26 protein-coding genes and 1 riboswitch are annotated in these 24,858 nt (G+C 38.3%); of the genes, 9 read left to right on the top strand and 17 right to left on the bottom strand.

Annotation, left to right across the window (positions count from 1 at the left end):
* Positions 1–444: 444 nt before the first annotated feature.
* The 4 genes from AC27G3_RS00865 to AC27G3_RS00850 form a co-directional block, all read right to left on the bottom strand.
* On the bottom strand, positions 445–2,631 hold the full coding sequence (locus tag AC27G3_RS00865; RefSeq protein ID WP_487117931.1) for an extracellular catalytic domain type 1 short-chain-length polyhydroxyalkanoate depolymerase: 2,187 nt from the start codon (positions 2,629–2,631) through the stop codon (positions 445–447).
* Between the two features lie 181 nt (positions 2,632–2,812).
* On the bottom strand, positions 2,813–3,307 hold the full coding sequence (locus AC27G3_RS00860) for a GAF domain-containing protein (protein WP_487117930.1): 495 nt from the start codon (positions 3,305–3,307) through the stop codon (positions 2,813–2,815).
* Between the two features lie 151 nt (positions 3,308–3,458).
* Positions 3,459–4,304, bottom strand: a complete 846-nt coding sequence (gene fghA, locus AC27G3_RS00855; protein ID WP_487117929.1) for an S-formylglutathione hydrolase — start codon at positions 4,302–4,304, stop codon at positions 3,459–3,461.
* Between the two features lie 75 nt (positions 4,305–4,379).
* On the bottom strand, positions 4,380–5,504 hold the full coding sequence (locus AC27G3_RS00850) for an S-(hydroxymethyl)glutathione dehydrogenase/class III alcohol dehydrogenase (RefSeq protein ID WP_487117928.1): 1,125 nt from the start codon (positions 5,502–5,504) through the stop codon (positions 4,380–4,382).
* 133 nt (positions 5,505–5,637) lie between these two features.
* On the opposite strand from AC27G3_RS00850, the gene AC27G3_RS00845 reads away from it, so the two are divergent.
* Entirely contained in the window at positions 5,638–6,504 is an 867-nt protein-coding gene (locus AC27G3_RS00845; RefSeq protein WP_487117927.1) for a LysR family transcriptional regulator, read from the top strand.
* 89 nt (positions 6,505–6,593) lie between these two features.
* On the opposite strand, the gene AC27G3_RS00840 is transcribed toward AC27G3_RS00845, so the two are convergent.
* From AC27G3_RS00840 to moaA, 13 genes are all read right to left on the bottom strand, one after another.
* Positions 6,594–6,950, bottom strand: a complete 357-nt coding sequence (locus AC27G3_RS00840) for a carboxymuconolactone decarboxylase family protein (protein ID WP_487117926.1) — start codon at positions 6,948–6,950, stop codon at positions 6,594–6,596.
* Between the two features lie 27 nt (positions 6,951–6,977).
* Positions 6,978–8,174 carry a thiolase family protein gene (locus AC27G3_RS00835; RefSeq protein ID WP_487117925.1) on the bottom strand — a complete coding sequence of 399 codons (1,197 nt, stop codon included), beginning with the start codon at positions 8,172–8,174 and terminating at the stop codon, positions 6,978–6,980.
* Between the two features lie 95 nt (positions 8,175–8,269).
* Positions 8,270–9,052 carry a 3-hydroxybutyrate dehydrogenase gene (locus AC27G3_RS00830; protein ID WP_487117924.1) on the bottom strand — a complete coding sequence of 261 codons (783 nt, stop codon included), beginning with the start codon at positions 9,050–9,052 and terminating at the stop codon, positions 8,270–8,272.
* Positions 9,053–9,356: 304 nt separating this feature from the next.
* Positions 9,357–10,106: a HesA/MoeB/ThiF family protein gene (locus tag AC27G3_RS00825; protein ID WP_487117923.1), complete on the bottom strand. Its 750-nt coding sequence runs from the start codon at positions 10,104–10,106 to the stop codon at positions 9,357–9,359.
* A gap of 66 nt (positions 10,107–10,172) precedes the next feature.
* Positions 10,173–11,288: a molybdenum ABC transporter ATP-binding protein gene (modC, locus tag AC27G3_RS00820; protein WP_487117922.1), complete on the bottom strand. Its 1,116-nt coding sequence runs from the start codon at positions 11,286–11,288 to the stop codon at positions 10,173–10,175.
* A complete protein-coding gene (gene modB / locus AC27G3_RS00815; protein ID WP_487117921.1) occupies positions 11,288–12,025 on the bottom strand; it encodes a molybdate ABC transporter permease subunit in 738 nt (245 codons plus the stop codon). Before modB ends, modC begins: the two co-directional genes overlap by 1 nt.
* Complete coding sequence (gene modA, locus AC27G3_RS00810; RefSeq protein WP_487117920.1) at positions 12,022–12,825, bottom strand: molybdate ABC transporter substrate-binding protein; 804 nt, start codon at positions 12,823–12,825, stop codon at positions 12,022–12,024. The genes modB and modA overlap by 4 nt, the downstream gene beginning before the upstream one ends.
* The gene (gene moaE, locus AC27G3_RS00805) at positions 12,816–13,271 is read right to left on the bottom strand and encodes a molybdopterin synthase catalytic subunit MoaE (protein WP_487117919.1); all 456 of its coding nucleotides are present in this window, start codon (positions 13,269–13,271) and stop codon (positions 12,816–12,818) included. Before moaE ends, modA begins: the two co-directional genes overlap by 10 nt.
* A 4-nt stretch (positions 13,272–13,275) precedes the next feature.
* Entirely contained in the window at positions 13,276–13,524 is a 249-nt protein-coding gene (gene moaD / locus AC27G3_RS00800) for a molybdopterin converting factor subunit 1 (protein ID WP_487117918.1), read from the bottom strand.
* A gap of 27 nt (positions 13,525–13,551) precedes the next feature.
* Positions 13,552–14,055: a cyclic pyranopterin monophosphate synthase MoaC gene (gene moaC, locus AC27G3_RS00795; protein WP_487117917.1), complete on the bottom strand. Its 504-nt coding sequence runs from the start codon at positions 14,053–14,055 to the stop codon at positions 13,552–13,554.
* Positions 14,055–14,612, bottom strand: a complete 558-nt coding sequence (gene moaB / locus AC27G3_RS00790; RefSeq protein ID WP_487117916.1) for a molybdenum cofactor biosynthesis protein B — start codon at positions 14,610–14,612, stop codon at positions 14,055–14,057. The genes moaC and moaB overlap by 1 nt, the downstream gene beginning before the upstream one ends.
* 52 nt (positions 14,613–14,664) lie before the next feature.
* Positions 14,665–15,237: a molybdenum cofactor guanylyltransferase gene (mobA, locus tag AC27G3_RS00785; protein ID WP_487117915.1), complete on the bottom strand. Its 573-nt coding sequence runs from the start codon at positions 15,235–15,237 to the stop codon at positions 14,665–14,667.
* Between the two features lie 2 nt (positions 15,238–15,239).
* Positions 15,240–16,211, bottom strand: a complete 972-nt coding sequence (gene moaA, locus AC27G3_RS00780) for a GTP 3',8-cyclase MoaA (protein WP_487117914.1) — start codon at positions 16,209–16,211, stop codon at positions 15,240–15,242.
* Positions 16,198–16,362, bottom strand: a riboswitch (molybdenum cofactor riboswitch). Its footprint overlaps the gene before it by 14 nt.
* Before the next feature lie 176 nt (positions 16,363–16,538).
* Here moaA and moeA point away from each other — a divergent pair.
* The 8 genes from moeA (at position 16,539) to thrB (ending at position 24,850) form a co-directional block, all read left to right on the top strand.
* The gene (gene moeA / locus AC27G3_RS00775) at positions 16,539–17,774 is read left to right on the top strand and encodes a molybdopterin molybdotransferase MoeA (RefSeq protein WP_487117913.1); all 1,236 of its coding nucleotides are present in this window, start codon (positions 16,539–16,541) and stop codon (positions 17,772–17,774) included.
* Between the two features lie 122 nt (positions 17,775–17,896).
* Positions 17,897–18,298 carry a YebG family protein gene (locus AC27G3_RS00770; RefSeq protein ID WP_487117912.1) on the top strand — a complete coding sequence of 134 codons (402 nt, stop codon included), beginning with the start codon at positions 17,897–17,899 and terminating at the stop codon, positions 18,296–18,298.
* Between the two features lie 38 nt (positions 18,299–18,336).
* On the top strand, positions 18,337–19,047 hold the full coding sequence (locus AC27G3_RS00765; RefSeq protein ID WP_487117911.1) for a M48 family metallopeptidase: 711 nt from the start codon (positions 18,337–18,339) through the stop codon (positions 19,045–19,047).
* Positions 19,048–19,217: 170 nt separating this feature from the next.
* A complete protein-coding gene (locus tag AC27G3_RS00760) occupies positions 19,218–19,586 on the top strand; it encodes a response regulator (RefSeq protein ID WP_487117910.1) in 369 nt (122 codons plus the stop codon).
* Complete coding sequence (locus AC27G3_RS00755; protein ID WP_487117909.1) at positions 19,586–20,191, top strand: chemotaxis protein; 606 nt, start codon at positions 19,586–19,588, stop codon at positions 20,189–20,191. The genes AC27G3_RS00760 and AC27G3_RS00755 overlap by 1 nt, the downstream gene beginning before the upstream one ends.
* A 3-nt stretch (positions 20,192–20,194) precedes the next feature.
* Positions 20,195–21,163 carry a GGDEF domain-containing protein gene (locus AC27G3_RS00750; protein WP_487117908.1) on the top strand — a complete coding sequence of 323 codons (969 nt, stop codon included), beginning with the start codon at positions 20,195–20,197 and terminating at the stop codon, positions 21,161–21,163.
* Positions 21,164–21,413: 250 nt separating this feature from the next.
* On the top strand, positions 21,414–23,870 hold the full coding sequence (gene thrA / locus AC27G3_RS00745; protein WP_487117907.1) for a bifunctional aspartate kinase/homoserine dehydrogenase I: 2,457 nt from the start codon (positions 21,414–21,416) through the stop codon (positions 23,868–23,870).
* Positions 23,870–24,850 (top strand): homoserine kinase, encoded by a 981-nt coding sequence (thrB, locus tag AC27G3_RS00740; RefSeq protein WP_487117906.1) that lies wholly within the window; start codon positions 23,870–23,872, stop codon positions 24,848–24,850. The genes thrA and thrB overlap by 1 nt, the downstream gene beginning before the upstream one ends.
* Positions 24,851–24,858 lie beyond the last annotated feature (8 nt).

Raw genomic sequence — 24,858 nt, 5'->3', positions numbered from 1 at the left:
TATATTTGTACTTATCAATGAATATTTGGATAGAATTCATAGGGAAAAATTGAATGAACTATTTTTATTTTTAGTGTTGTATCATACTTTCAAACAATCAGTATTCTTAATATAGCTATAACAGGTATAGATACTTACCTTGAAATAAATACTTAGCAGAAGAAATCTCTGAACAATCACAGCGCTAATCAAAAGATTCACCTACTAAGTGCTCAAGCAGTCACATTTAGTTTATTCGCCCCTCTATTTTGTAGCCTATTTGCTTATTGGATAGTATTTTTTTAGTTGGTTAATGTCGGTTTTGGAGGCTTTCCTGCCTGTCAGCAAGCAAGTGTTTTTTAAGTTACTTGCTACCTAATTCTTGTTGAGACAGGAAAATATTAAATAAGCGCTTCGGTACTCTTTGCTATTAACAAAGAATGCCGAAGCGTGATAATTCTAAGACTATGGACAACTACCCACTTCAAAGTAATTGGCTGATGTTTCAGCTAACGTAGACGTATAGAAAATATTATAAAAGCCCATACTCTCTCCTGAACCAACGGCAAATACATACGCGCCATTGGTGGTTGCTCTGTTGGCTTGCACGTGTGCGTAATTGCTCGATGTAGTTTCAGTACAACTAGTGACGGGATCTGGCGTGCTGTCACAAACATTACCTAAACCATCGTTATCATTATCAGCTTGATCGGCGTTTGCAATGCTTGGGCAGTTATCAACGCCGTCAGCGATACCATCACCATCAGTGTCAACAATTGTTCCGTCTGGCGTGCTGTCACAAACATTACCTAAACCATCATTATCATTGTCAGCTTGGTTAGCGTTCGCATCATTCGGACAGTTATCTATGCTGTCGGCAACACCGTCATTATCACTGTCTGGATCGCCGCTACCACCGCCAACACAAGATTGACTTAAGCCTGCACAACTTGGTTCACCGTCTGCAATCCATTGGCATTGATTGGTGCCAGAAGGGTATTCACGCATAGTGAAATCAGCCGTACCAAAAGCTAAATAACAAGCAGAATAACCATTACCCCAAGTAATATGACCTTCATTAATATGTAGGTTGTAGTCACCTGTTACGCCTGCATCAATGGAGAATTGTACGCTGTCAGTACTTGATAGCGAGGTTGCATCACTCGCGGTGACTGTTGCGTTATTATCGCCACCAGGTAAGTTACATTGCTCTGCAGAGTAGTGGTTAGCATTTACCGTGGCATTTACTGTGCCATTTGTAAAACTAACCGTAACCGTTGAAAGGTTTTGATTCGCATCAACAACAGTTCCTGTAATCGTGGCACATTGCCCTGAAATTGCTGCACTTATGCCAGATAATACTGGGGCAGTAGCAGGAGGCTCAGGGCCAACGCGGGTCGTTACCGAAACAGCATCACCGGCTTTATTTTCGTTATCTAATGCAAATACTGTCACTTGATATAAACCATCAGTTAATGTGCTTGAGTTAGCTGAATATGCGCCATCGCTAGCTGCTGCATTTGTATTGATTGTTTCAACGAGTATCGCTGAACCAGTATCAAGTGAAGAAATTGTTAACGTTACTGAGCTTACACTGCCTTCTTCGTCAACTGCATTACCTGAAATTGATAAACTGTTATTTATATCACTTGCTGCGTGATTACTAATAACAGGACCCGAATTACGGTCAACACGTTGATTGTTTTCGGTAAAAAACGTCCCTAAATAATCAGCGAAATTAATGCTGTTATCATCGATATAATCACCCGATGCGCCAGCTCCGCCCGACCATGAATGATCAAGGTTATCAAACCATAACATAGCAACTCTGTTGTCCGTCCAAAGTGTTTGAGCAGCGGTATGACCTGCGCTATCACTTAGGTTGGTTGTGCCTGACAGTTGATTAACGCCATAAACATTAGCAAAACCATCAGCATTTTGTTGGTTATAACAAGTGTTTACTGTGCTATCTGCTGTGCCGTGACCTATGGCAGCAATTTGGGTATTAAAGTGAGTTTTAGCTGAACCTGCATAACCTTCACAGCGCGATTTAAAGGTAGAGGTTGAAACTGTTTCACAAGTGGTGATTGCGCCACTTGAACTAGTGCCAATTGTCGGCCCAGCACTTGGGGCAACCCCTGCGAAAATATCAGGTGCTAAACAAGCGGTTTGTGCTGACATTGCAGCTCCTGAAGACAAGCCAGTAATGTAAACTTGTTTATCGTCGATGTTTCTATTGCTGTCGCCGCTCATGGTATTAGCTAAATTGATTAAATTTTTATAATCGCCAGAATTTCTAGAAATACTGCCTTGCCAATAAGACCAACAGCTATAACCTGCTTTATTCATAGCATCAGGCACGGCTATTACCATGCCATGGGCTTCTGCTGCGCTTTCTAATTGTGCCGTTAAGTAGTTATTAATTGGTTGAACGCAGCCATGTAAAACGATAAGTAATGACTTACCTGTACCGATGGCTGAATTACTGTCTGGAGTGTAAATGTGAACATTGTTAAAACCGCCAATGGAGACATTTTGTTGCCAACTACCTGCGCTGCTGTTTACTGAAAATAACAGTAAAAAGGCGCCAAGGTAAGTAGGAATGAGTTTTGAGTGTTGTTTTAACGCTTGTGTAAATAAAATATGTTTCATAAAAAGCCTATTTGTTATTTATTATATAATTTGACTTATCCTGAGTTGTACTTTCCATTTAGTGTTCAAAATTCGAACACATAAACAGTAGCTAATTAAAGGGGATAAATAAGTGGTTCTTTAGTAGCAGGAGGTAATGATTAGCTCATAAAGCCACGCTAAGCAGGCAACTTTGAAGTGTTTAACTATTTACTTGAAAGTAAAAAGAACTAATGTTTGAAATGCGGCGTAGAATTTCAATATCCTCATCGGTCCATTGCGTTTCTTTACCAATACTTTCACAACAAATGATGCCGATAGGTTCAAAATCTTTATGTAAAATAAAATCTAGTAAAGAGTAAATATTGAGGGGTTCAAAATAGGTTTCATTAAAGCACAGGGTAAATAAGTTTTCTCTGGCTTGTGGTGCATAAATAACATCTTTATTTAATATGGCATCAAAGTAATCGTTGTAGTCTTCACGCGTTAATTCATGACCCGAGGTAAAACTGCCAGAAGTTGAGTCGTAGCATAAAATAGATGTGATTTTGTTAAAGTCTTTGGAAAATACCCATAAACTTACTCGATCTGAGCCTTCAATTAATTGATGTGTGCGTTGGCAAATTTCAATTAACTTATCGTGAATTGAAATCTTAGGGTTGGTTAGTTTTGCAGTTAATGTGGTAATTGCATCCATAATAGTTTAACGGCGTTCTATACCTAGTTATTGATAGGGCTCATAATTAAATATAGTAAGTTATAATTTTTACGCTAGTTACAAAGTAAAATTATTTAAATAACATGTAAATAACCGCCTAATTGCTAGGCGGTTAACAGTTTTGTGTGAGTTAGCGTTTTAAGTACTTTGCATGAAAGCGCAGATGTTCTTCAATAAAAGAAGAAATAAAATAATAGCTATGATCATAGCCTTCATGAATAGTTAACGTTAACGGATAATTGTTCGCTATTGCTGCCGCTTCTAATGTTTCAGGTTTTAATTGCTCAGTTAAAAAATTATCGCCACCGCCTTGATCAACTTTAGCCGGCACAAATTGCGTTGCTTGTCGCATTAATTCACTGGCATCATGATTAGACCATGTCGCTATATTTTTACCTAAATAAGCAGTAAAGGCTTTTTTCCCCCAAGGAACATTTATTGGGTTACAAATAGGACTAAATGCAGACATTGAACAGTACTTCTCTGGATTTAACATCGCAATTGTTAAAGCGCCATGCCCACCCATTGAGTGACCACTAATGGCACGTTTTTCTGTCACAGGAAACATGCTTTCAATGATTTGTGGCAGTTCACTAACCACATAGTCGTACATTTGGTAGTGACGGTTCCAAGGAGCTTGTGTCGCATTAACATAAAAACCTGCGCCCTTGCCTAGATCGTAGTTGTCGTCATCTGCGACATCATCACCTCTAGGGCTAGTATCAGGTGCAACAATAGCAATACCTAACTCAGCTGCTATTCGCTGTGCTCCCGCTTTTTGCATGAAGTTTTCATCGGTGCAAGTTAAGCCTGACAACCAATACAAAACCGGCACCTTTTCGCCTTTTGATACCTGCGGAGGTAAATATATCGCAAATCGCATTGTACAGTTAAGCGATTTAGATTGGTGACTGTACTGTTTGTGCCAGCCTCCAAAGCTTTTGTTTACACTAAGATTTTCAATTAAATGGTTCATTGTTTAGCAACCTACTTTGTAACTCCCTTGATTCTTGAACGCTATATTTAAGAATAAAGGGAGGCTATAGTCTTGTTAAAAGTGAATGACAGTGCGAATACTTTCGCCTTTGTGCATTAATTCAAACGACTCATTAATGTCTTCAAGTGACATTGTGTGGGTAATAAAGTCACTTAATTTAAACTCACCTGCCAAATAGCGTTCAACGTAATCAGGCAATTCTGAACGACCTTTTACGCCGCCAAATGCACTGCCGCGCCATACTCGACCAGTCACTAGTTGGAATGGACGGGTCGATATTTCTTGTCCTGCGCCAGCAACACCAATAACTACAGATTCGCCCCAACCTTTATGGCAACACTCTAACGCCGAACGCATAAGGTTAACATTGCCCACACACTCAAAAGAGTAATCAACGCCGCCGTCGGTCAATTCAACAATGACATCTTGAATGGGTTTGTCGAAGTTTTTAGGATTAATACAGTCGGTTGCACCAAGTTTTTTGGCTAAATCGAATTTACTTTCGTTAATGTCGATAGCAATAATACGACTCGCTTTGGCCATGGCTGCACCAATAACTGCGGATAAACCAATGCCGCCAAGACCAAATATAGCGACCGTTGCCCCTTCTTCTACTTTTGCGGTATTCATTACTGCGCCCATACCTGTAGTTACACCACAGCCTAGTAAGCAGACTTCTTCTAAAGGCGCTTCTTTATTCACTTTCGCTAATGAAATTTCAGGTAATACTGTGTATTCAGAAAACGTTGAACAGCCCATGTAATGAAAAATTGGTTCGCCGTCTTTATAAAAACGTGTCGTGCCGTCAGGCATTAAGCCTTTACCTTGAGTTTCGCGAATTTTTTGGCAAAGGTTAGTTTTCCCAGAAAGGCAAAACTTACACTCACCACATTCTGGCGTGTACAACGGAATAACGTGATCGCCAACCTGAACACTTGTAACGCCTTCGCCTACTTGCTCAACTATACCACCGCCTTCATGGCCTAAAATAACAGGAAAAATACCTTCAGGATCTTCACCTGAAAGGGTAAAAGCATCGGTATGACAAACGCCGGAAGCAATAACTTTTACTAACACTTCTCCTTTGCGCGGAAGCATTACATCAACTTCTTCGATAGATAATGGCTGCTTAGGTCCCCAAGCAATGGCTGCTTTTGATTTAATAAATTGATCAGACATGGAATTTCTCACTTTCAGTAATGAATGTTATCGGTTTAACGTAAGTAACTTGTTATGACGTAAGTCTACACGAGTTAAGTAAATATGATAATGTGCTCGATAAGTAATTCACTTTTACATATAGGTAACAATCATGCAGTGGGATGGTATTAGCGAATTTGTCTATGTTGCAGAAAACGAGAGCTTTACATTGGCTTCAAAAAAATTGGCAATATCTACCGCTCAAGTAAGTCGTCAGATAACTGCCTTGGAAATACGGCTTAATATTAAGTTGTTTTACCGCACAACACGCAAAGTATCTTTAACCGAAGAAGGGCGTATTTTTTATCAACATTGTCGTAGTGTGCTCGACGGCTTAGATGCGGCAGAGCGCGCTATTACTAACTTACAATCTAAACCTCAAGGAAAAATTAAATTTACTGCGCCGGTAACCTATGGTGAAAAACAAATCTTACCCTTAGTGAATAATTTCATAAAAAAATATAGCGATGTTGAAGTGTCGGCATATTTAAGTAATCGAAATATTGATCTAGTCGAAGAGGGCTATGATTTAGCGATACGACTAGGTAAGTTAACAGACTCATCGATGATGGCTAAAAAGCTAGGTAAACGGATAAAATATGTATGTGCTTCTCCACAATACTTAGATAAATACGGTATTCCTCATGCAATTTCTGAGCTTACTGCTCATAGCTGTTTGTTAGGAACTCTCGATTATTGGCAGTTTAGTGAATCGGGTAAAGAAAGAAGCATACGGGTAACTGGTCGATTGCGGTACAACAATGGCTATAGCTTAACTGATGCGGCATTAAAAGGTTTAGGCATAGTTCAACTACCTGATTACTATGTGCAATCCTACATCGAAAGTGGGGAATTAGTCACTTTATTAGACACTTACCGCGCACCGGATGAAGGTATCTGGGCTGTTTATCCACATAATCGCCACTTATCACCTAAAATAAGGTTGTTGGTTGATTATTTTGCAGAACAATTGTTGTAGTTAATTTTAGCTATTAAAGGTAATAAGCGGTGTGTTTATCACTTAAAAGCACCGCTTAGCTTTTGATATGGTCTAAATATGGCCTAAGCTTAAAAGACTTCTTTAGCCGCCCTAAAAGCTTCTTGAGCAGCAGGCGCACCACAATATACTGCGCTGTGAAGTAACACTTCTTGAATTTCTTCTTTGGTTGCTCCGTTATTAAGTGCACCGCGAATATGGCCTTTTAATTCTTGAGGCGCTTTAAGTGCAGCTAACATGGCTATGGTAATAAGGCTACGGGTTTTAAGATCAATCCCCGTTCGCTGCCATGTAGATCCCCAGCCATGATCGTTAATAAAATCTTGCATTGGTTGAGTAAAATTATCGGCATTAGTTAATGCGCGATCAACAAACTCATCGCCCATTACTTGTCGTCTAATTTGTTCACCTTTATTTGTGTCATTCATAACTTTCTTATATCTCAATCGGGTTAATTACATAAGTTCTATCGCAATAGCAACTGCCTCACCACCACCAATACATAAAGAAGCTACACCTTTGCTTACTTGTTTCTGAGTTAATGTGTGGGTTAACGCATGAATAAGTGTAGTGACAATACGTGCGCCACTTGCTCCTAAGGGATGACCTAAAGCACAAGCTCCACCATGAATGTTGACCTTTTGTGGTGCTATGTTCAATTCATCTATTGCTAGCATAGTGACCATAGCAAATGCTTCATTAATTTCCCACAAGTCAACATCATCCACATGCCAATTTGCTTTTTGCAACAGCGATTTAATAGCGCCAATCGGTGCTAACGTAAAATCGCTCGGTGCTTGAGAACAGCTAGCATGTGCAACAATTTTTGCTAATGGCTTTAGGTCTTTTTTCTTTGCTGTTGACTGCTTCATTAATACCACTGCTGCCGCACCGTCAGAAATACAAGAGGCATTGGCCGCAGTTATCGAACCATTTTTAGCAAAAGCAGGACGTAATCTTGGGATTTTTTCTTGATGAATTGATGCCGGCGCTTCATCGGTCGTTATCGTGACTGATGCTTTACGATTTGGCACTATAACAGGCGTTATTTCATGACTAAAACTGCCGTTTTTAATAGCGGCGTTAGCTTTGGTTAACGAGTTAATGGCAAACTCATCCATAGCTTCACGGGTTAAATTTTTACTATCTGCGGTTGATTGTGCAAAGCAACCCATTGCTTTGTGTTCGTAGGCATCTTCAAGACCATCAATCATCATATGATCGTTAATGCTACCATGTCCCATACGGTAACCATCTCGTGCTTTTTCTAACATATATGGCGCGTTACTCATGCTTTCCATACCGCCTGCCACAGCAATGTTAATACTTCCTGCTTTAATTAAATCGTGAGCAAACATTATGGCTTTAATACCTGAACCACACACTTTGTTAATAGTAGTAGCTGATGTTTTCTGAGCTAGCCCAGCCTTTAATGCTGCTTGTCTTGCTGGTGCTTGTCCAAGACCTGCGGGGAGCACACAGCCAAAAATTACTTCGTCGATATCATTCACTTGTACATTAGCGCTTTCTACAACGGCTTTTATTGCACAAGCACCTAAATCGGTTGCGGTGAGGTTTTTAAAACCACCTAAAAAGCTGCCCATTGGGGTACGTTTTGCCCCAACAATTACCATTGGATCTTGAATTGTCATAATACTTGGTATCTTCTGTTTGAAAGTTTGTATTGATATTTAGTCTAACCTTTCATGCACAGTTGAAAGGTTAGAAAAAGTGGAGTGTCTGTTGATTATTGCGCGGTCCAAGCACCATCCATGGGTAAAGATGAACCAGTAATACTGCGAGCACTGTCACTGCATAGAAATAAAATAAACTCACCAATTTGTCTTGGGTCCATCATCTCTGGTAACGGCTGTTTAGCGGTAACTAAGTTATATTTAGCTTGTTCAAAGGCTACATTATCATTTTTAGCAATATCTGAGATCTGATCATTAATTAATGGCGTATCAACCCAGCCTGGACAAATAGAGTTGGCGGTTATTCCACGTTCAGCACACTCTAAAGCAACAACTTTGGTTAAACCTATAATGCCGTGTTTTGCTGCGCAATAAGCGGCTTTATTTTTTGAAGCGACTAAACCATGTACTGAAGCAATATTAATAATGCGACCCCATTTGTTTTTGGTCATGCTAGGTAGTGATTGTTGAATGGTGTGAAAGGCAGCGGATAAGTTAATGGCGATAATGGCATTCCATTTATTTAGAGGAAAGCTATCTACCGCTTCGGTATGCTGTATGCCTGCATTATTCACTAAAATATCGATTGAGCCGAACGAACCCAGTGCTTTAGCCATAAAAGTGTTTATCTCAGCTTCTTCCATCAAATTTGCATTGCTGAATAATGTGCTAATTTGATACTTTTTTGCAAAGTTTATGGCAAGTTCAGTGCCTTCTTCATCAGACATTAAACCATGCAATACGATATTAATGCCTTGCTCTGCAAGCACATGGGCGGTAGCTAAACCAATACCACTGGTTGAACCGGTAATTAATGCTGTTTTGCCTTTTAACATGAGTTGTCCTTCAAATTAGAGAGTTGAGTTTTTCGTTAGTCTGTAATGTTGACGTAACTTCCACCTAGGCTTTGTGTCGATATATTTTTATTGGCTAAAAAAATTCAGCATGTCCTTATGCTGATAAATTGGGTAGGAAGGCCCATTTACTTCGCACAGTAATCAAAATTAATGTGTTATACCTAGTTGGCTATGTATAATTTATTGCTTTAGCTTAAGCTAAATAAGAGGGGATTTAATTACTACCTTAGTGCCATTTATTGAGCTAAAAGAATCGATATGGGAAGAAAGTTGAATAAACTGATTACCTTTGACTACAAACAGGACAGTTGTTTTGCTTTTTCAAATTAAATTGTTGCCATTGGTTAGCTAAGCCATCAAATAAACTTAGTTGATTGAGTTGCACTTTATTTCCGGTTAATAATTTGATCGCTTGAAGTGATTGCATGCCAGCAACTATAGCTAAAACAGGACCAACAATACCTATGGTTTGACAGTTATTCGCTGGCGCTTTTTCACTGGCAGGAAATAAACATTGATAACACGCACTGGTTGGCTCTCTCGGGTCAACAACCAATTGCTGGCCGTCAAATCCAGTGGCGGCACCAACAACCAGTGGCACTTTATGTTCAATACACGATTGATTAATTAAATACCGTGTGGCGATATTGTCTGAGCAATCGAGTACGCAATCAACTTGGTTAACATAATAGTCGCATAATTCTTTATCGAGCATTTCATCGATTACTTCAATGGTAACTTCTGGGTTTTGCTGTTGCAGTTTTTCTGCGGCTACATCTGCTTTATTTAAATCAATATCTTTTTCGTTAAATAACACTTGTCGTTGTAAGTTGGTAATTTCTATATTGTCGCCATCAGCTAAATATAAAGTACCAACACCGGCCGCCGCTAAATACATACTGACAGGGTTACCTAAACCGCCAACTCCTACAATCAGCACTTTGGCTTCGGATAAAGATAATTGTCCTTGCTCACCTATATTGTTAAGCATAATTTGTCGGCTGTATCTGAGCTGTTCTTTGCTGGTGAGCATGTACTTTTCCTAGTCAATCTTAAGTGGGTTGTTATAAATTTATTGTTTAGTTAACTTTAATCCTAGTCAATTTAATTGCGTACGCACAGCGCTGGCTTTAAATTGTAAATATACTGATAAATCAACAGCTAACGATAGTTTTTCTAATGAATAAGATGAAATACTTATATAAAAGGGCTGTTGTTGACAAAGTACGGTAATTAAAACTTGGTGTTGGTATTGTTCAATAGCGCTTATTTTCCCAAAGAGTTGATTAACAATAGAGCTGTCTGTAGGCTCTGTTAAACAAATACTAATATCGGTAGCGAGTATAAAACAGCGAATAGTTTTGTGTTTACCTTGAGCGGCCATTTGAGCTGATAAGTATGTGCTGTGAGGCAAATGAATTGCTTGCTTATCGCCAAGTGATAAGGTGACTAATTGATGCTTTTCATCAATGCTTTTTATCGGGAGTGACAAACTGGTTTGTTGATAACTCGCTTGAAGAGCATTGGCCTGTTCAAGATGATTTAACCGATGAATCACCTGATGAATATCTCCCAAACTTATTACTTTTCCATTATCGAGCAATAATAAATTATCAGCAACTTGTTGGAGCTCTGCTAAGCTATGGCTGACATAAAAAATAGCTAAATTTAATTGCTGACTTATTTTATTTAATAAGAGTAATAATGCATTTTTACTTGTGTGATCGAGTGCGCTTAGCGGTTCGTCGAGTAACAAAAGTTTAGGTTCAAATAAAATAGCTCTGGCAAGTGCTACACGTTGTTGCTCTCCACCCGATAAAGCACTGACTGGGGTATTAATGAGTGGACTTATTTCAGTGAGCGTAATAATTTCTTCAAGGGTTAACTGGTGTGTTCGACGCCTTTTAAGGGCAAATTGTAAATTCTCTAAAACAGTTAAGTGCGGGAATAAACGACTATCTTGAAATACTAAGGCTATTTGACGTTGTTCAGTCTTAATAAAGCAATTGTCTTTTGTTGATAATAACGGGATTTCCCCAAATAATATTTGTCCTGTCGCTTGCGTATTTAAACCGGTGATTATGCGCAGTAATGTTGATTTTCCAGATCCTGAACGTCCATAAATTCCGGTAATACCGTTTAAGGGAAGTGTTTCCTTGATTGATAATTCAAAGGCATCGAGTTGACAATGTATATCGAGTGAAAGCGTCGTCATTATTTCACTCCTTTAGCGGTGGCAACATCATTATTGTTCAAGCGCTTTGTTAGAGTCGATTGCTTTTGTTTACTAGGATGGTTAAGTAAATATATTAATGACAGTAAAACCATAGAGGCAATTAATAAACTGGCCGCCAATATATGAGCTTGGTCATAATTAAACGCTTCAACATGATCAAAAAGTGCAACGGATAACACCCGTGTTTCACCTGGTATATTGCCACCAATCATTAAAACCACACCAAATTCGCCCACGGTATGGGCAAAGCCTAAACTTGCTGCAGTAATAAAACTAGCTTTAGTTAGCGGCAAAACAACATTGAAAAAACGATCAATGGGCCCAGCCCCTAAAACTGCGGCGGCTTCGGTTAAATTATCGCCTAACTGCTCGAAGGCTTTTTGCAGAGGTTGTACAACAAAAGGCAAAGAATAAAATATTGATCCTATGACGATAGCGCTAAAGCTAAAGGCGAGTTGTTGTCCTGTTGCTTGTTGCCACAATTGCCCCGGTAAATGTTGTGGCGAAAAAGCAATCAGTAAATAAAAACCTAAAACGGTTGGCGGTAAAATTAAAGGCAGAGCAACAAAGGCTTCTATAACTACTTTAAAACGGCTTTGCATTTTGGCCAACATCCAAGCTAAAGGAGTGCCAATAATTAATAACAAAACAGTGGTTAACCCTGCCATTTTTAATGTAGTCATTAGCGCGATTAAATCAGGATTAGTCGATATCATATTGCTGGCTCAGTAAGTGATGTTGCTATTGCCTGATAACCGTAATCTTGGATCTGTTTTTGGATAGGGGAACTTAATAAAAATTGACTTAACTTTTGCGCTTGGTTTATTTGACGGCTTGATTTTAAAATTACTAATTGTTGTTTAATTGGCTGATATAAGTGATGCGGGATAACTGTGCCATTAAGTTGATTTAAAACCAGCTGACTATTAGCGACAATACCGACAGGAACAGCTTGAGAGCGTATTTGTTGAAAGGTTTGATTGATGTTTATCCCTGTGACTAATTGACCTTGTACTTGTTGCCATAGGTTCAGAGAGAGCAATACTTCTTTCGCTGCTTTACCATAAGGAGCTGTGTCAGGATTGGCTATCGCAAAGCGTTGCTTATCAATAATATGAGCTAATGAGCTAATAGAAACTGTTTGGTTATTTGACCACAACGCGAGTTGCCCTAGCGCATACGTTTGTAAACTGTTGTCAGCTATTAACTGTTGCTCTGCAAGAGCTTGCGGTCTAACACTATCAGCGCTAAGAAAAATATCAAAAGGAGCACCGTGCTTTATTTGTAAAAACAAAGTGCCTGTTGAGCCACTAATTATTTGAACAGCAATATCATGCTTTTGGGTAAACTGGGGCAGTATCTGTTCGAGAATTGGGGCAAAATTTGCTGCAACCGCTACACGTATTGGTGTCTTGCTAGCCGACAATGCTTTGTGACTACTTAACATCGTTAAGAGAATCAACAAAAAGCAACGTAAAATAGACATTAAACGAGATGTTTTTAAAGTTATTTCCATTGCTCTGCTTTGTTACTATCACTGCTTTTAGCGTCTAGCCAATGCTCGCCATCTTCGGTTAGTTCTTTTTTCCAAAACGGGGCGTTAACTTTTAAATAATCCATAATAAACTCGTTGGCGGCAAACGCATCTTTACGATGTTTACTGGTAACCCCTACAAAGACAATTTGATCGCCTATGGCTAGTTTTCCTATTCGATGAATCACTTTTACACGGCCAATATCCCATCGTGTTTTTGCTTCAACAATAATCTTTTTTAACGACTTTTCTGTCATTCCTGGATAATGTTCCAAGGTAAGTGCGTTAACATTTAATCCTTCATTTTTATTGCGAACTCGCCCAGTAAAAGTAACAACAGCGCCATCAATGTCATTGTCTTGTTCTAATAAATTAACTTCATCAGCTAAATTAAAATCATCTTGTTGAATAATAACTTCTGGTTTCATTGGCTTAGCCACCTGTTACTGGAGGAAAAAAGGCAACTTCATCACCTGCCTTAATAGTGAACGCTTCATTTACCATTTCTTGATTAACCGCATAGAGTAATGTGCTATTTTCAAGGTGTGGTTGCCAACTTGGCTGCTCTGCGATTAATGCGGCTTTTAATTGCTTGATAGTACTAATGTTAACAGCTGATAAAGACAACTCATTACAAGAAAGTTGTTCCCGTAATGCAGCAAAAAATACAACTTTGATCATAAATAACTCCTATTTATAGTGCCAAGGTTAACACTTGTGTTGCCAATGGCCTGATTTACCGCCTTCTTTAGTTAATACTTTTATACCATGAATTTCCATAGCTGGATCTGCTGCTTTACACATATCAAACAAGGTTAAACAGGCAACAGACACCGCAGTAAGAGCTTCCATTTCTACACCTGTTTGCCCCGTTAACCGACATAAGCTAACAACTTTAACTTGGTTGTTTGCGTTATCTACTTCAAAATCAACCTGCACTTTACTCAGCATTAATGGATGACACAGTGGAATTAAATCACTGCATTTTTTGGCCGCTTGTATACCTGCAATACGTGCTACTGCAAACACATCCCCTTTTTTGTGCTTACCTGTGGTAATTAAGGCAAGCGTTTCGGCAGTCATCTTTATAAAGCCTTGAGCAGTAGCCGTGCGCGATGTCATGGCTTTTTCGGTTACATCAACCATATTGGCTTCACCTTGCTGATTAAGATGGCTTAACGATGGAGATGCTATTGTGGTTTGATCGCTCATTAGTTACGAGTCTCACATGCTTGTACGTCTGTATTGACAGAAGAAATATTTAAATGCGGCACAAAATTACAAGGACGGTGACTTGCATCAAGTTGCTCTTTAATAACTTTATCCCAAGCAGTTTTACATGCATTGGTTGAGCCCGGTACGCATAGCACAACCGTTTTATTTGCTATGCCGGCAAAGGCACGTGATTGAATAGTTGAGGTGCCAATTTCATGCAGTGACACATGACGAAAAATTTCACCAAAACCTTCTACGGCCTTGTCAAACAGTGGCATTAAAGCTTCAGGAGTATTATCGCGCTCAGTAAAACCCGTGCCGCCAGTTGAAATAATCGCGTGAATATTATCATCAGCAATCCACTGTGAAACTATTGACCTAAGTTGATAAATATCATCTTTGGAAATAGCTTTAGCAGCTAAGTTATGACCCGATGCAAGTAAGCGTTCAGCTAACGCTTGACCTGATGTATCGTTTGATTCATCACGTGTATCTGAAACCGTTAATACGGCAATATTTAATGGGACGAAAATTTTTCCACCGTGACTCGACATTATTTTTCCTTAACTCATAATTGATATAAATATTTGTTTGCTAGGGTAAACCTCAGCACATTGTTTTAGCCTGTTCCCATTGCTCGGGGGTATTACTATTAAATAGCCAATGACTTTGTTGTGGCTTAATACTCATGTGAGGGGTTTGATTTAACAGCGCTTTAATAGAAGGCCCACTTTTTTTAGTATGACACTCGCTGGCGTTAAACTGACGAAATGCCTTTGATAAAAATAGTTCAAGGTAGCCGTTGTTTGGCAAATATAAAGGGATGTTATTATCTTCAAAAAAACACGCTTTTTGACTCATTTCACCTGTTAAGCGTAATTGTCTTAAACCACTGGGCTTCATTAAAGGTAAATCAACAGGTAATACTAAAATGGCAGACGGCTGATACTGCTCAATAACACTATAAATTCCGCCGACAGGACCTGCGTTTTTGACTTTGTCGGGGACTTGATAGTGATTGCCGCTAATTACGACATTGTTAATGCCGGAATCTAGCAATAATTGCTGACTAAAGTTGAGCATATCAGTATTTTTATAAGCTAACTTTGCCTTATCTTGCCCCATTCTTGTAGATAAACCACCTGCTAATACAACGCCTAAACATTCATTATTTAACATGGTTAACCTCCTAACATTGATAAATTAGTGGTAGCGCCACTTAATTTTTCATGAAGGTAATGTGTCGCTTGTTTATCGTCTAATAAGGACACGATTTGTTTTTTCAAAGGAGTGAGATCATCATTTTGTAAATGTTCTTTTAATGATAATCCTTGTTCGCCAAATAAACACAAATGTAACTTACCTAAAGAGCTTACTCGTAAACGGTTACAGGTATTACAAAAGTCTTTTGAATACGGCATGATCAAGCCGACTTTTCCTTGATAGTCAGGATGATAAAACTCTTGCGCTGGGCCTGCCGATTTATTTTGAATAACAGGCAACCAACCATCTAATATAAGGTTTTGTTTGATACGAGCGCCTTGGACATGCTGAGCATCAAAAAACGCTTGATTATCGCCCGTTTGCATTAATTCAATAAAACGTAAAGTGATAGGTGTGTCTTTAAGCCAATCCAAATAAGATTGAATATCGTAAGCGTTATATTCTCGCATTAATACGGTATTGACTTTTATCTTGGGGCGGCCGTCAGCTATCGCCATATCAATACCCTTTAAAATAGTATAGAGCTTATCGTGACCAGTAATCGCATGAAATTGCCTTGGATCTAAGCTATCAATACTAATGTTAATAGCATCAATACCCGCATCTAACCATTGGGGTAAATGTTGGGGCAATTTATAGCCATTGGTGGTAATCGCGACTTTTTTTATGCCGGGCGTTTGTTTGCATAAGCGAATAACTTCAGGCAGATCTTTTCTTAAAGAAGGTTCTCCTCCGGTAATTCGAATTTTTTCCGTACCCAAATCAGCAAAAGCACTAGCCACGCGCTTTATTTCAGCAAGTGATAAAAATTCACGATCGTTATTGCATTGATAACCATCAGGCAGGCAGTAATCGCAACTAAAGTTGCATACGTCAGTAATAGATAGGCGCAGATAATAAAACCTACGGCCAAAATTGTCAGTTAACATGTCACCTTTCCAAATGTCGGGAGGCTAACGTGTTTCCTTGTTAACCCTGGTAACACTAACCCTCATTGGTTAGTGTTACGGCTTAAAACAACGTGTCATTAAAGTCGTACTTTAATGAGTTAGCTGCAGTAGCTCGGTGTAATCTTTTAGTAGCGAGTTTTCGTTACTAAAATAAGTATATAGTATTTTAATGTAAATATTATAATTTAATATCTTGTAAGTAATTTTGATCTTAATCAAGGTGTTTTCTGTTAAAAAACTATTATTTATATCGTGATTTAAGTGATAATAACCCTATTAACTTATCTCATATTAAGCGAAATTTTTATGTCTGACTGTTGCTCTGCTCCTGGATTAATGCCTTTTGAACAAGCGTTATCAGCTATGTTGGCCCAAGTGACTCCTATCACTGAAACTATATCACTACCGATTGAACAAGCACTTTCTTATGTGTTAGCAACCGATATCCAAAGTCCACTTAATGTACCTCCCCACGATAATTCAGCGATGGATGGCTATGCCTTTGATGTTAAAAGTTTGGCAGAAAATAAAACATTAACCTTAGTAGGCCGGTCAATGGCAGGTGCACCTTTTCAAGGGCAATGTAAGCTAGGTGAATGTATTCGCATAATGACAGGTGCTAAAATACCTCAAGGGTGTAATAGCGTTGAAATGCAAGAAAATACTCAAGTAGATGAGCACAAAGTGACTTTTTCACAAGAGAAAACACTTGGTTCTCATGTTCGACTTGCCGGCGAAGATATTCAGAAAGGTCAGCAAGTATTAAAAAAAGGACATAGGCTTACCACGATAGATATAGGTGTTTTAGCATCGTTGGGTGTTGCACAAGTTGAGGTTTATCGCCAATTAACCGTTGCTTTAATTGCAACGGGTGATGAATTAAAATTACCGCACCAAACATTAACAGAGGGCGATATTTACGAGAGTAATAGTTTTGTGCTTTGTGCAATGCTAAAAAAACTGAATGTTAAGGTCATCGATTTTGGGGTGATTAACGATGACTACCAAGCGATTAAATCTGCATTTGAACAAGCTGACCAGCAAGCCGATGCTGTTATTTCGAGTGGCGGAGTGTCGGTAGGGGAAGCCGATTATACTAAAGATGTTTTAGATGAACTTGGCAAAATAGAGTTTTGGAAAATAGCCATTAAACCAGGTAAGCCATTTGCGTTTGGTCATCTACCTAATAGTCTATTTTTTGGATTACCGGGAAATCCTGTTTCTGCTTTAGTGACTTTTCATCAACTTGCTTTAGTGGCATTAACTCAACTTCAAAATGCAACTGCGCTTAATCGCACACTGTTAACGGTAAAAACAACAACTGAGTTACGAAAATCGCCGGGTCGTATGGATTTTCAGCGAGGAATTTTGTCAGTAAATGAACAAGGTGAAAACGTAGTTACTTCAACTGGTTCGCAAGGATCAGGGATATTATCGAGCTTAGCAAGCGCTAATTGTTATATTATTTTACCTGCAGAGCAGGGACGTGTAGCGAAAGGCGAGCATGTAAAAGTGCAGTTGTTTGATGAATATTTACGCTAATTATTGCTAAAACAAACAATGTACTGTTGTTGTGTACAGTGCCTTGTTTGTTGTGTTAAAGTGTAACCAGCAAATAATTATTTGCTGGTATATAACTAAATTTGATGAATTAAGGAAAACCAATGGCAGTTGAAAGTCGATTTGTCGTAATTAGACATGGGGTGGAGGCAAAAACATTTATGGATAAGAAATCAGCAGATGAATACGATAAAATGTTGGATATGGCTGATAACTTAGCTGAGGTCTTTGCTCAATCACCTGTTGAATTAACAGAAAGTATCTCAGAAGAGCTTTGTGTCTACTTAGCGCAAAATCGAGATGATGTTTTAGTTGCTTTATTAGCAAAAAAAGCCGCTAAACCTACTGTTAATAAAACTCCTAAGTTAGCTGATGTTAACGATATCGCCAAAGAAAAAGAAAATGCTGATGAAGTATCAGATAAACCTCTTAAAAAGGCTGTTAGTAAAACGACAAAGGCAAAAAAGAGTAAAGCAGTAGAAGATACTGTCAGCGAAGCTAGTTAGATACTGAGTTAATAAGTTTATGGTAAAATTTACGTTAAATGCTTGAATATCAACTGGTTCGTAGTGCTAAACGGAAAACTTTGGGGTTACAAGTTAAGCAAGGCGAAATTATTGTTCGAGCGCCTCACTTTTTAACTGAAAAGCAAATTCATCGTTTTGTTAATGAAAAGTCAGCTTGGTTATTGTCGAAAGTCGCCCAACAAAATTCAATACCCACTATCGAGCCGATGTCTTTTACATCGGGCAGTCTAATTTGGATTGGTGGTGAGAAAAAAAAACTGTCAGTTACATTTCAATCCGTCGCGCAAGTGATCAATCTCAAAGATGAAATTAAAGTTATCTTGCCGCTTAAAAAACGTAAAGCAGATAATGATGTTTCTTCTGCGCAATACCTTAAAGATGCAGTAAAAAAACAGTTAGAAAATTGGTTTAAAGTAGAAATAAACCATTATTTGACAACTCGTTTAGCTCAACTGAGTGCTAAAACACAGTTAGTGCCTAAATCATTTATCGTAAAACGATATAAAGCACGATGGGGGAGTTGTAACAGTCGTGGTGAGCTTAGTTTTAATTATTTGTTAATGATGGTGCCGAGTTGGGTGATTGATTACGTGATCGTGCATGAGCTTTGTCATCTTAAACATTTAGATCATTCAACAGCATTTTGGCGTTTAGTCACTTTGCACGATTCTAATGTTGAAAAGGCTAAATGTTGGCTAAAAACACATCAAAGTCAGTTGGTTTGGTAATCACTTTGACGCAATAAACTTACCATTATGGTTATTATTTAGTGAGTATTATTGATCATTATCAAGTATAACTAAGATAATTTTCGATATAACATGATTATGATTAACAAATACCTCAATTTAGGGTAAATTATCGCCATAATAATAAAAATTAAAGGATACCCCTCTTTATGAACCCATCGGTTCTCATTTGTGATGACTCTAATATGGCGCGTAAACAAGTATTACGAAGCCTTCCTGAAGAGTTGTCGCTAGATGTAACACTAGCAAAGAATGGTTTAGAAGCATTAGAAGTGTTAAATAATCAATCCATTGATATTATGTTTCTTGATTTAACCATGCCAGAACTTGATGGCGTTGGTGTACTCCAAAATTTGAAAGATAACAATAAACACAACTGCGCTGTTTTTGTTATTTCTGCTGATGTACAACCTGAAATGCAAAATAAAGTATTAGCGCTAGGTGCTAAAGCTTTTATGAGAAAACCAGTTCAAGTAGATGTGTTAATTAATAACTTAAAAGAACATGGATTTTTATAATGCCGTTTAGTTTAGATGAAGATCAACTTGATTGTTTACAAGAACTAATAAATGTTGCTATGGGACAAGCAAGTGATCAGCTGGCTCGTTATTTAGATACCTTTGTTTTTTTGCAAGTACCCAATATTGAATTGGTTAATGCGAAAAACTTCTCTCAATCTTTAACGGAAGACCAACTGTCTACTGCTGTTGTTAGCCAAGGATTTTTTGGTTATGAAGGCATCCGCGGTGAAGCTTTGTTGATGTATCAACATAAAGATTCTGATCATATTGCTGATTTATTGGGCTATGAGCCGGGTGAATTGTCTGATGAAGAACAATTAATCGATATTAGTTCGATCCTCACGACAACCTTTTTAAATGTGTTCGCTAGTCAGATAGAAAATCAAATGTCATATAATGCGCCTAAATTGCTTTCCAATGGTCAAGCATCTGTAAGTGAGTATTTAGATAACTTATCCTTTAATTGGGATATGGCACTAAAAGTTAATATTACTTATCAGGTAACTGACTATTCGTTTAATTGTGACATGATTTTATTAATTCCAGAGTCAGCAATTATTAATATTAAGACGGTTATTGATCGTATTTTAGAAGAATTGTAATTAATGCAAGAATTACCTAAATTAGATAACCTTTGCGCATCCATTACAGATAAATTGAATTCGGGCGTATTATTGCTTGATCTTGATTTGAATGTTGTCATGTGGAATCAGTTTTTAGATGTTCATGCGAATAGAAAGCTTGCTCAAGTATCGGGGCAATCAATTTTTACGGTATTTCCTGAATTACCTCAAAGATGGTTTGAACGTAAAGTTGCTGGAGTAGTCCAATTAGATACTCCATCATTTTGCTCTTGGGAGCAGCGACATCATTTATTTAAATTACCTCATACTCGCCCGATTACGACTGGTAGTGAGTATATGGCGCAAAACTGTACTTTTCTGCCCATTAAGCAAAATAATGAAATTAAGCATATTTGCATCTTGATAGAAGACGTAACCGACGTTTGCTATTACCAAACCATGTTAAAAGCAACGATGGAAGATTTGGCCTTGTCTAATCGTATTGATGGGTTAACTCAAATATACAACCGTAAACATTGGGAAGAATGTTTAAGCCAAGAGTTTGCAAGAGCACGACGCTATAAACATGATTTGTCGTTAATTATGTTCGATTTAGATCACTTTAAATCACTTAACGATACTTACGGTCATCAAGGTGGCGACCAAGTTCTTATTGAATTGGCTAAAAATATTACTAGCTTATTACGATTGGGCGATATATTTGGCCGTTATGGTGGTGAAGAGTTTGCCATTATTTTACCAGAAACAAACCTTGAAGGTGCTGCAGAGTTGGCCGAACGCTTAAGAACCTCAATTAATAATATGAATATTGAATTTCAAGATAAAATTATTAAGACTTCTGTCAGCATTGGTGTAGCACAACTAACTTTCGATGATAAGCGCTATGAAGATTTGATTACGACCACTGATCTTGCTTTGTATCAAGCAAAAACACTAGGGCGTAATCAGTTTTGTATTGCAGAAGGTAACTCTACTTCAATTAACTTGTAAAACGTCATGTTAAATTTTTATGCATAAATTATAACTTTTTATTCGTTAAGCTGCATAAATTAACGGTTGACAGTTCATCTGACATCAGGCATTTTATACCCCATGAATATATTAAACCTCGGCACCATTATTATTATTACCACTACCACCCGCACTGGGATGGTTGTCGCTGGCTGATATGTAAAAAAAGATTTTATCAAAGCCCGTGATTAACCCTCACGGGCTTTTTTGTTTTAAAGAGGAATAAAAAATGCGTGTATTAAAATTTGGTGGTTCATCATTAGCATCAGCAGAGCGGTTTGTTACCGTTGCTAATATCATCAAAGATCAAAGCAAAACAACTCAAGTTGCTGTTGTTGTTTCTGCGCCTCAAGGTGTAACAAATCACTTGGTGGCGATGGCTGAAAACATTAGCGATGAAGCAAAACTTGAAACTGATTTAGGACACTTTAAACACGCAATTGAAACCATTATTGATGATTTATCTGCCAGCTCTACAGATTTTAATCGCCAACATAGCGAACAAGTGCTGGCAAATTGCGAAGGACAATTAGCCCGTTATTTAAAAGGGGCAACTATGTTGTCTTATTGTCCTGAGCATATACGCGCACGAATTATTAGTATGGGTGAGCGTTTAAGTGTTGCATTACTTTCATCAGTATTAGCTACCAAAGGCGAGACAGTTACAGAGTTAGAGCCAGAAAAGTTTTTACATACTAGTGATGAATGGCTAAATGCTGTTGCAGATTTAGTTTTGTGTAAAGAAAACTTTCAAAATGTTTACAGCGATCTTAATCAAATATCACTCATGCCTGGCTTTATCGGTGTGAACTCAAATGACCAAGTAACAACATTAGGACGTAATGGCTCTGATTATTCAGCAGCAGTGCTAGCAGTTTGTGCTCAAGCACAATGTTGTGAAATTTGGACCGATGTTGATGGTATTTATAATGCGGATCCAAGAGTGATCAAAGATGCAACCTTACTCGATTACTTATCGTATCAAGAAGCAATGGAGTTATCGTATTTTGGTGCAAGTGTACTTCACCCTAAAACGATAGGGCCAATCGCTCAATACCATATTCCATGTTTGATCAAAAATACCGGTAATCCTTCAGCGCCAGGCACATTAATTGACAACGAAAACGATCAACAAAAACGTGTAAAAGCTATATCGAATCTCGATGATCTAACGATGGTTAATGTTTCAGGTCCAGGCATGAAAGGCATGGTTGGTATGGCAAGTCGTGTGTTTGCAACCATGAGTCGTGAAAGTGTTTCTATGGTGCTTATTAGTCAGTCTTCAAGCGAATATTGTATTAGTTTTTGTATATATTCTGCCGATGCCGAGCGTGCTGAACAAAGTTTAAAAGAAGAATTTGAACTTGAATTGTTAAATGGTTTATTAGAGCCAGTGTCATTGAAAAAAGAATTATCAATTGTTTCATTAGTTGGTGATGGTATGCACCATCAACAAGGTGTTGCAGCAAAATTCTTTAGTTCACTTGCTCAAGCTCGTGTCAATGTTGTTGCTATAGCACAAGACTCATCAGAGCGCAGTATTTCAGTGGTTATTGAACAAAGAAAATGTACAGACGCTCTAAAAGTGAGTCATCAAAATTTCTTCTCTCACAAGCCGACAATCGATGTGTTTTTAGTGGGATGTGGTGTTGTAGGAAGCGAATTAATCGCTCAAATAGCACGACAACAGCCTAGTTTGAAATCGCAAAATATTGATTTAAAAGTCTATGGATTAGCAAATTCAAAAGGTATGGTTTTTAATGCTGAAGGTATTGATTTAGACAATTGGCAACAAGCTCAGCAACAAGAGCCTGTTGAAGTAACCGTTGAAAATATCAAAGCTTTTGTTCGTGATAATCATTTAATCAATCCAGTATTGGTAGATTCTACTTCAAACGAAGATTTAGCGATGAGTTATGTTGGCTTTTTAGAGGAAGGTTTCCATGTGGTTACACCTAATAAAAAGGCTAATACAGATTCGTGGGAATATTATCAAGCATTACGAACTGCAGCACAAAAAACTAATCGTCGATTTTTATACGAAACAACTGTTGGTGCTGGTTTACCGGTAATCGATACACTTCAAAGCTTGATAAAAGCTGGAGATGAGTTACAGCGCTTTGAAGGAATATTATCTGGCTCGCTTTCTTACATTTTTGGTAAACTAGACGAAGGTATGCCTTTATCACAAGCTACTGCTATTGCTAAAGAGAATGGCTTTACAGAACCTGATCCTCGCGACGATCTTAGCGGAATGGATGTGGCTCGTAAGCTATTAATCATGGCACGTGAAGCTGGTATGCAGTTAGAGTTAACCGACATTACTATTGAATCTGTTTTACCTGCTGGATTCGATGATAGTGGCGATGTTGCAACATTTATGAAAAATATTGAAAGTATTGATCAAGCTTTTGGTCAACGTGTATCTGACGCTAAAGCCGAAGGTAAGGTTCTGCGATATATTGGCAACATTATTGACGGTAAGTGTCAGGTTTCTATTGAAGCAGTTGCTCAAGATCATCCTTTATACAGCATTAAAGATGGTGAAAATGCACTCGCTGTTCATAGTCGTTATTATCAGCCATTACCTTTCGTATTGCGTGGCTATGGCGCAGGTGCAGCGGTGACGGCTGCAGGGGTATTTGGTGATTTATTACGTACGCTTGCGTGGGAGCAACAACACTAATGACAAGTTCACATAAAGTATCGGTATTTGCACCAGCTTCAATTGGCAATGTAAGTGTTGGGTTTGATGTATTAGGCTTAGCGGTTAAACCTATAGATGGTACTTTGCTAGGCGATGTAGTGACTATTGAAAGTGCACAATGCGATATTATAGAAGTTATTGGAAAGTTTGCGCATAAACTGCCAAGCGATCCTAAAGACAATATTGTTTGGCATTGTCTACAGCTATTTAACAAGGCGTTAATTAAGGTAGGGGTTTGTGTAGAGCCAATTAAACTTTCTTTAGATAAAAAAATGCCTGTTGGCAGCGGCTTAGGCTCAAGCGCTTGCTCTGTTGTGGCTGCACTCGAAGCATTAAATGCCTATTATCAACAATCGCAAGGTCATTGTTTTAATGAAGAAACCATGCTGTTAATGATGGGGCAGATGGAAGCTCAAATAAGTGGTAGTTTACACTATGATAATGTTGCACCATGTTATTTAGGCGGGTTACAGTTAATGGTGCCTGATGCGCAAATTATTACCCGCAACTTACCTGTATTCGATGATTGTTATTATGTAATGGCGTATCCTGGTATTGAAGTTTCTACCAAAGCAGCACGCGATGTGTTGCCGAAAAGCTACACTCGGGCAGACTTAATTACTTACGGGCAAAATCTAGCTACGTTTGTCGACGCTTGTCACAGACAAGATAAACAGCAAGCTTTTAACGTATTAGAAGATGTGGTTGCCGAGTCTTACCGAGAGCATTTGTTACCCGGTTATAGCCAAGCTAAAAGCTATTTAATGGCACAAGGTAGTTTAGCGGTAGGTATTTCAGGCTCAGGCCCTACACTATTTTGTATTTGCGACAGTTTAGAGTTAGCTCAACAAAGTGCTCAATGGTTGCAAGATAATTATTTAAAAACGGTTAACAATGAAACTGACGGATTTGTTCATGTTTGCCAAGCTGATAACACAGGTGCAGGACTATTAGACTAAGTCCAATA

The sequence above is a fragment of the Colwellia sp. SU-HH01217 genome (assembly GCF_057543495.1).
The sequence above is the reverse complement of the archived record's forward strand: the minus strand, read 5'-3'. Positions and strand labels throughout refer to the sequence as shown.

Excerpts from the sequence above, each read along its gene's own strand:
- moeA (WP_487117913.1), top strand. The coding sequence starts at position 16,539 with ATGTCTGACTGTTGCTCTGCTCCTGGATTAATGCCTTTTGAACAAGCG.
- AC27G3_RS00845 (WP_487117927.1), top strand. The coding sequence starts at position 5,638 with ATGCAGTGGGATGGTATTAGCGAATTTGTCTATGTTGCAGAAAACGAG.
- AC27G3_RS00850 (WP_487117928.1), bottom strand. The coding sequence starts at position 5,504 with ATGTCTGATCAATTTATTAAATCAAAAGCAGCCATTGCTTGGGGACCT.
- AC27G3_RS00770 (WP_487117912.1), top strand. The coding sequence starts at position 17,897 with ATGGCAGTTGAAAGTCGATTTGTCGTAATTAGACATGGGGTGGAGGCA.
- mobA (WP_487117915.1), bottom strand. The coding sequence starts at position 15,237 with ATGTTAAATAATGAATGTTTAGGCGTTGTATTAGCAGGTGGTTTATCT.
- fghA (WP_487117929.1), bottom strand. The coding sequence starts at position 4,304 with ATGAACCATTTAATTGAAAATCTTAGTGTAAACAAAAGCTTTGGAGGC.
- modC (WP_487117922.1), bottom strand. The coding sequence starts at position 11,288 with ATGACGACGCTTTCACTCGATATACATTGTCAACTCGATGCCTTTGAA.
- moaC (WP_487117917.1), bottom strand. The coding sequence starts at position 14,055 with ATGAGCGATCAAACCACAATAGCATCTCCATCGTTAAGCCATCTTAAT.
- moaB (WP_487117916.1), bottom strand. The coding sequence starts at position 14,612 with ATGTCGAGTCACGGTGGAAAAATTTTCGTCCCATTAAATATTGCCGTA.
- thrA (WP_487117907.1), top strand. The coding sequence starts at position 21,414 with ATGCGTGTATTAAAATTTGGTGGTTCATCATTAGCATCAGCAGAGCGG.
- AC27G3_RS00860 (WP_487117930.1), bottom strand. The coding sequence starts at position 3,307 with ATGGATGCAATTACCACATTAACTGCAAAACTAACCAACCCTAAGATT.
- AC27G3_RS00760 (WP_487117910.1), top strand. The coding sequence starts at position 19,218 with ATGAACCCATCGGTTCTCATTTGTGATGACTCTAATATGGCGCGTAAA.
- thrB (WP_487117906.1), top strand. The coding sequence starts at position 23,870 with ATGACAAGTTCACATAAAGTATCGGTATTTGCACCAGCTTCAATTGGC.
- AC27G3_RS00835 (WP_487117925.1), bottom strand. The coding sequence starts at position 8,174 with ATGACAATTCAAGATCCAATGGTAATTGTTGGGGCAAAACGTACCCCA.
- AC27G3_RS00840 (WP_487117926.1), bottom strand. The coding sequence starts at position 6,950 with ATGAATGACACAAATAAAGGTGAACAAATTAGACGACAAGTAATGGGC.
- AC27G3_RS00755 (WP_487117909.1), top strand. The coding sequence starts at position 19,586 with ATGCCGTTTAGTTTAGATGAAGATCAACTTGATTGTTTACAAGAACTA.
- modB (WP_487117921.1), bottom strand. The coding sequence starts at position 12,025 with ATGATATCGACTAATCCTGATTTAATCGCGCTAATGACTACATTAAAA.
- AC27G3_RS00830 (WP_487117924.1), bottom strand. The coding sequence starts at position 9,052 with ATGTTAAAAGGCAAAACAGCATTAATTACCGGTTCAACCAGTGGTATT.
- AC27G3_RS00825 (WP_487117923.1), bottom strand. The coding sequence starts at position 10,106 with ATGCTCACCAGCAAAGAACAGCTCAGATACAGCCGACAAATTATGCTT.
- AC27G3_RS00865 (WP_487117931.1), bottom strand. The coding sequence starts at position 2,631 with ATGAAACATATTTTATTTACACAAGCGTTAAAACAACACTCAAAACTC.
- AC27G3_RS00765 (WP_487117911.1), top strand. The coding sequence starts at position 18,337 with ATGCTTGAATATCAACTGGTTCGTAGTGCTAAACGGAAAACTTTGGGG.
- moaE (WP_487117919.1), bottom strand. The coding sequence starts at position 13,271 with ATGAAACCAGAAGTTATTATTCAACAAGATGATTTTAATTTAGCTGAT.
- moaA (WP_487117914.1), bottom strand. The coding sequence starts at position 16,211 with ATGTTAACTGACAATTTTGGCCGTAGGTTTTATTATCTGCGCCTATCT.
- modA (WP_487117920.1), bottom strand. The coding sequence starts at position 12,825 with ATGGAAATAACTTTAAAAACATCTCGTTTAATGTCTATTTTACGTTGC.
- AC27G3_RS00750 (WP_487117908.1), top strand. The coding sequence starts at position 20,195 with ATGCAAGAATTACCTAAATTAGATAACCTTTGCGCATCCATTACAGAT.
- moaD (WP_487117918.1), bottom strand. The coding sequence starts at position 13,524 with ATGATCAAAGTTGTATTTTTTGCTGCATTACGGGAACAACTTTCTTGT.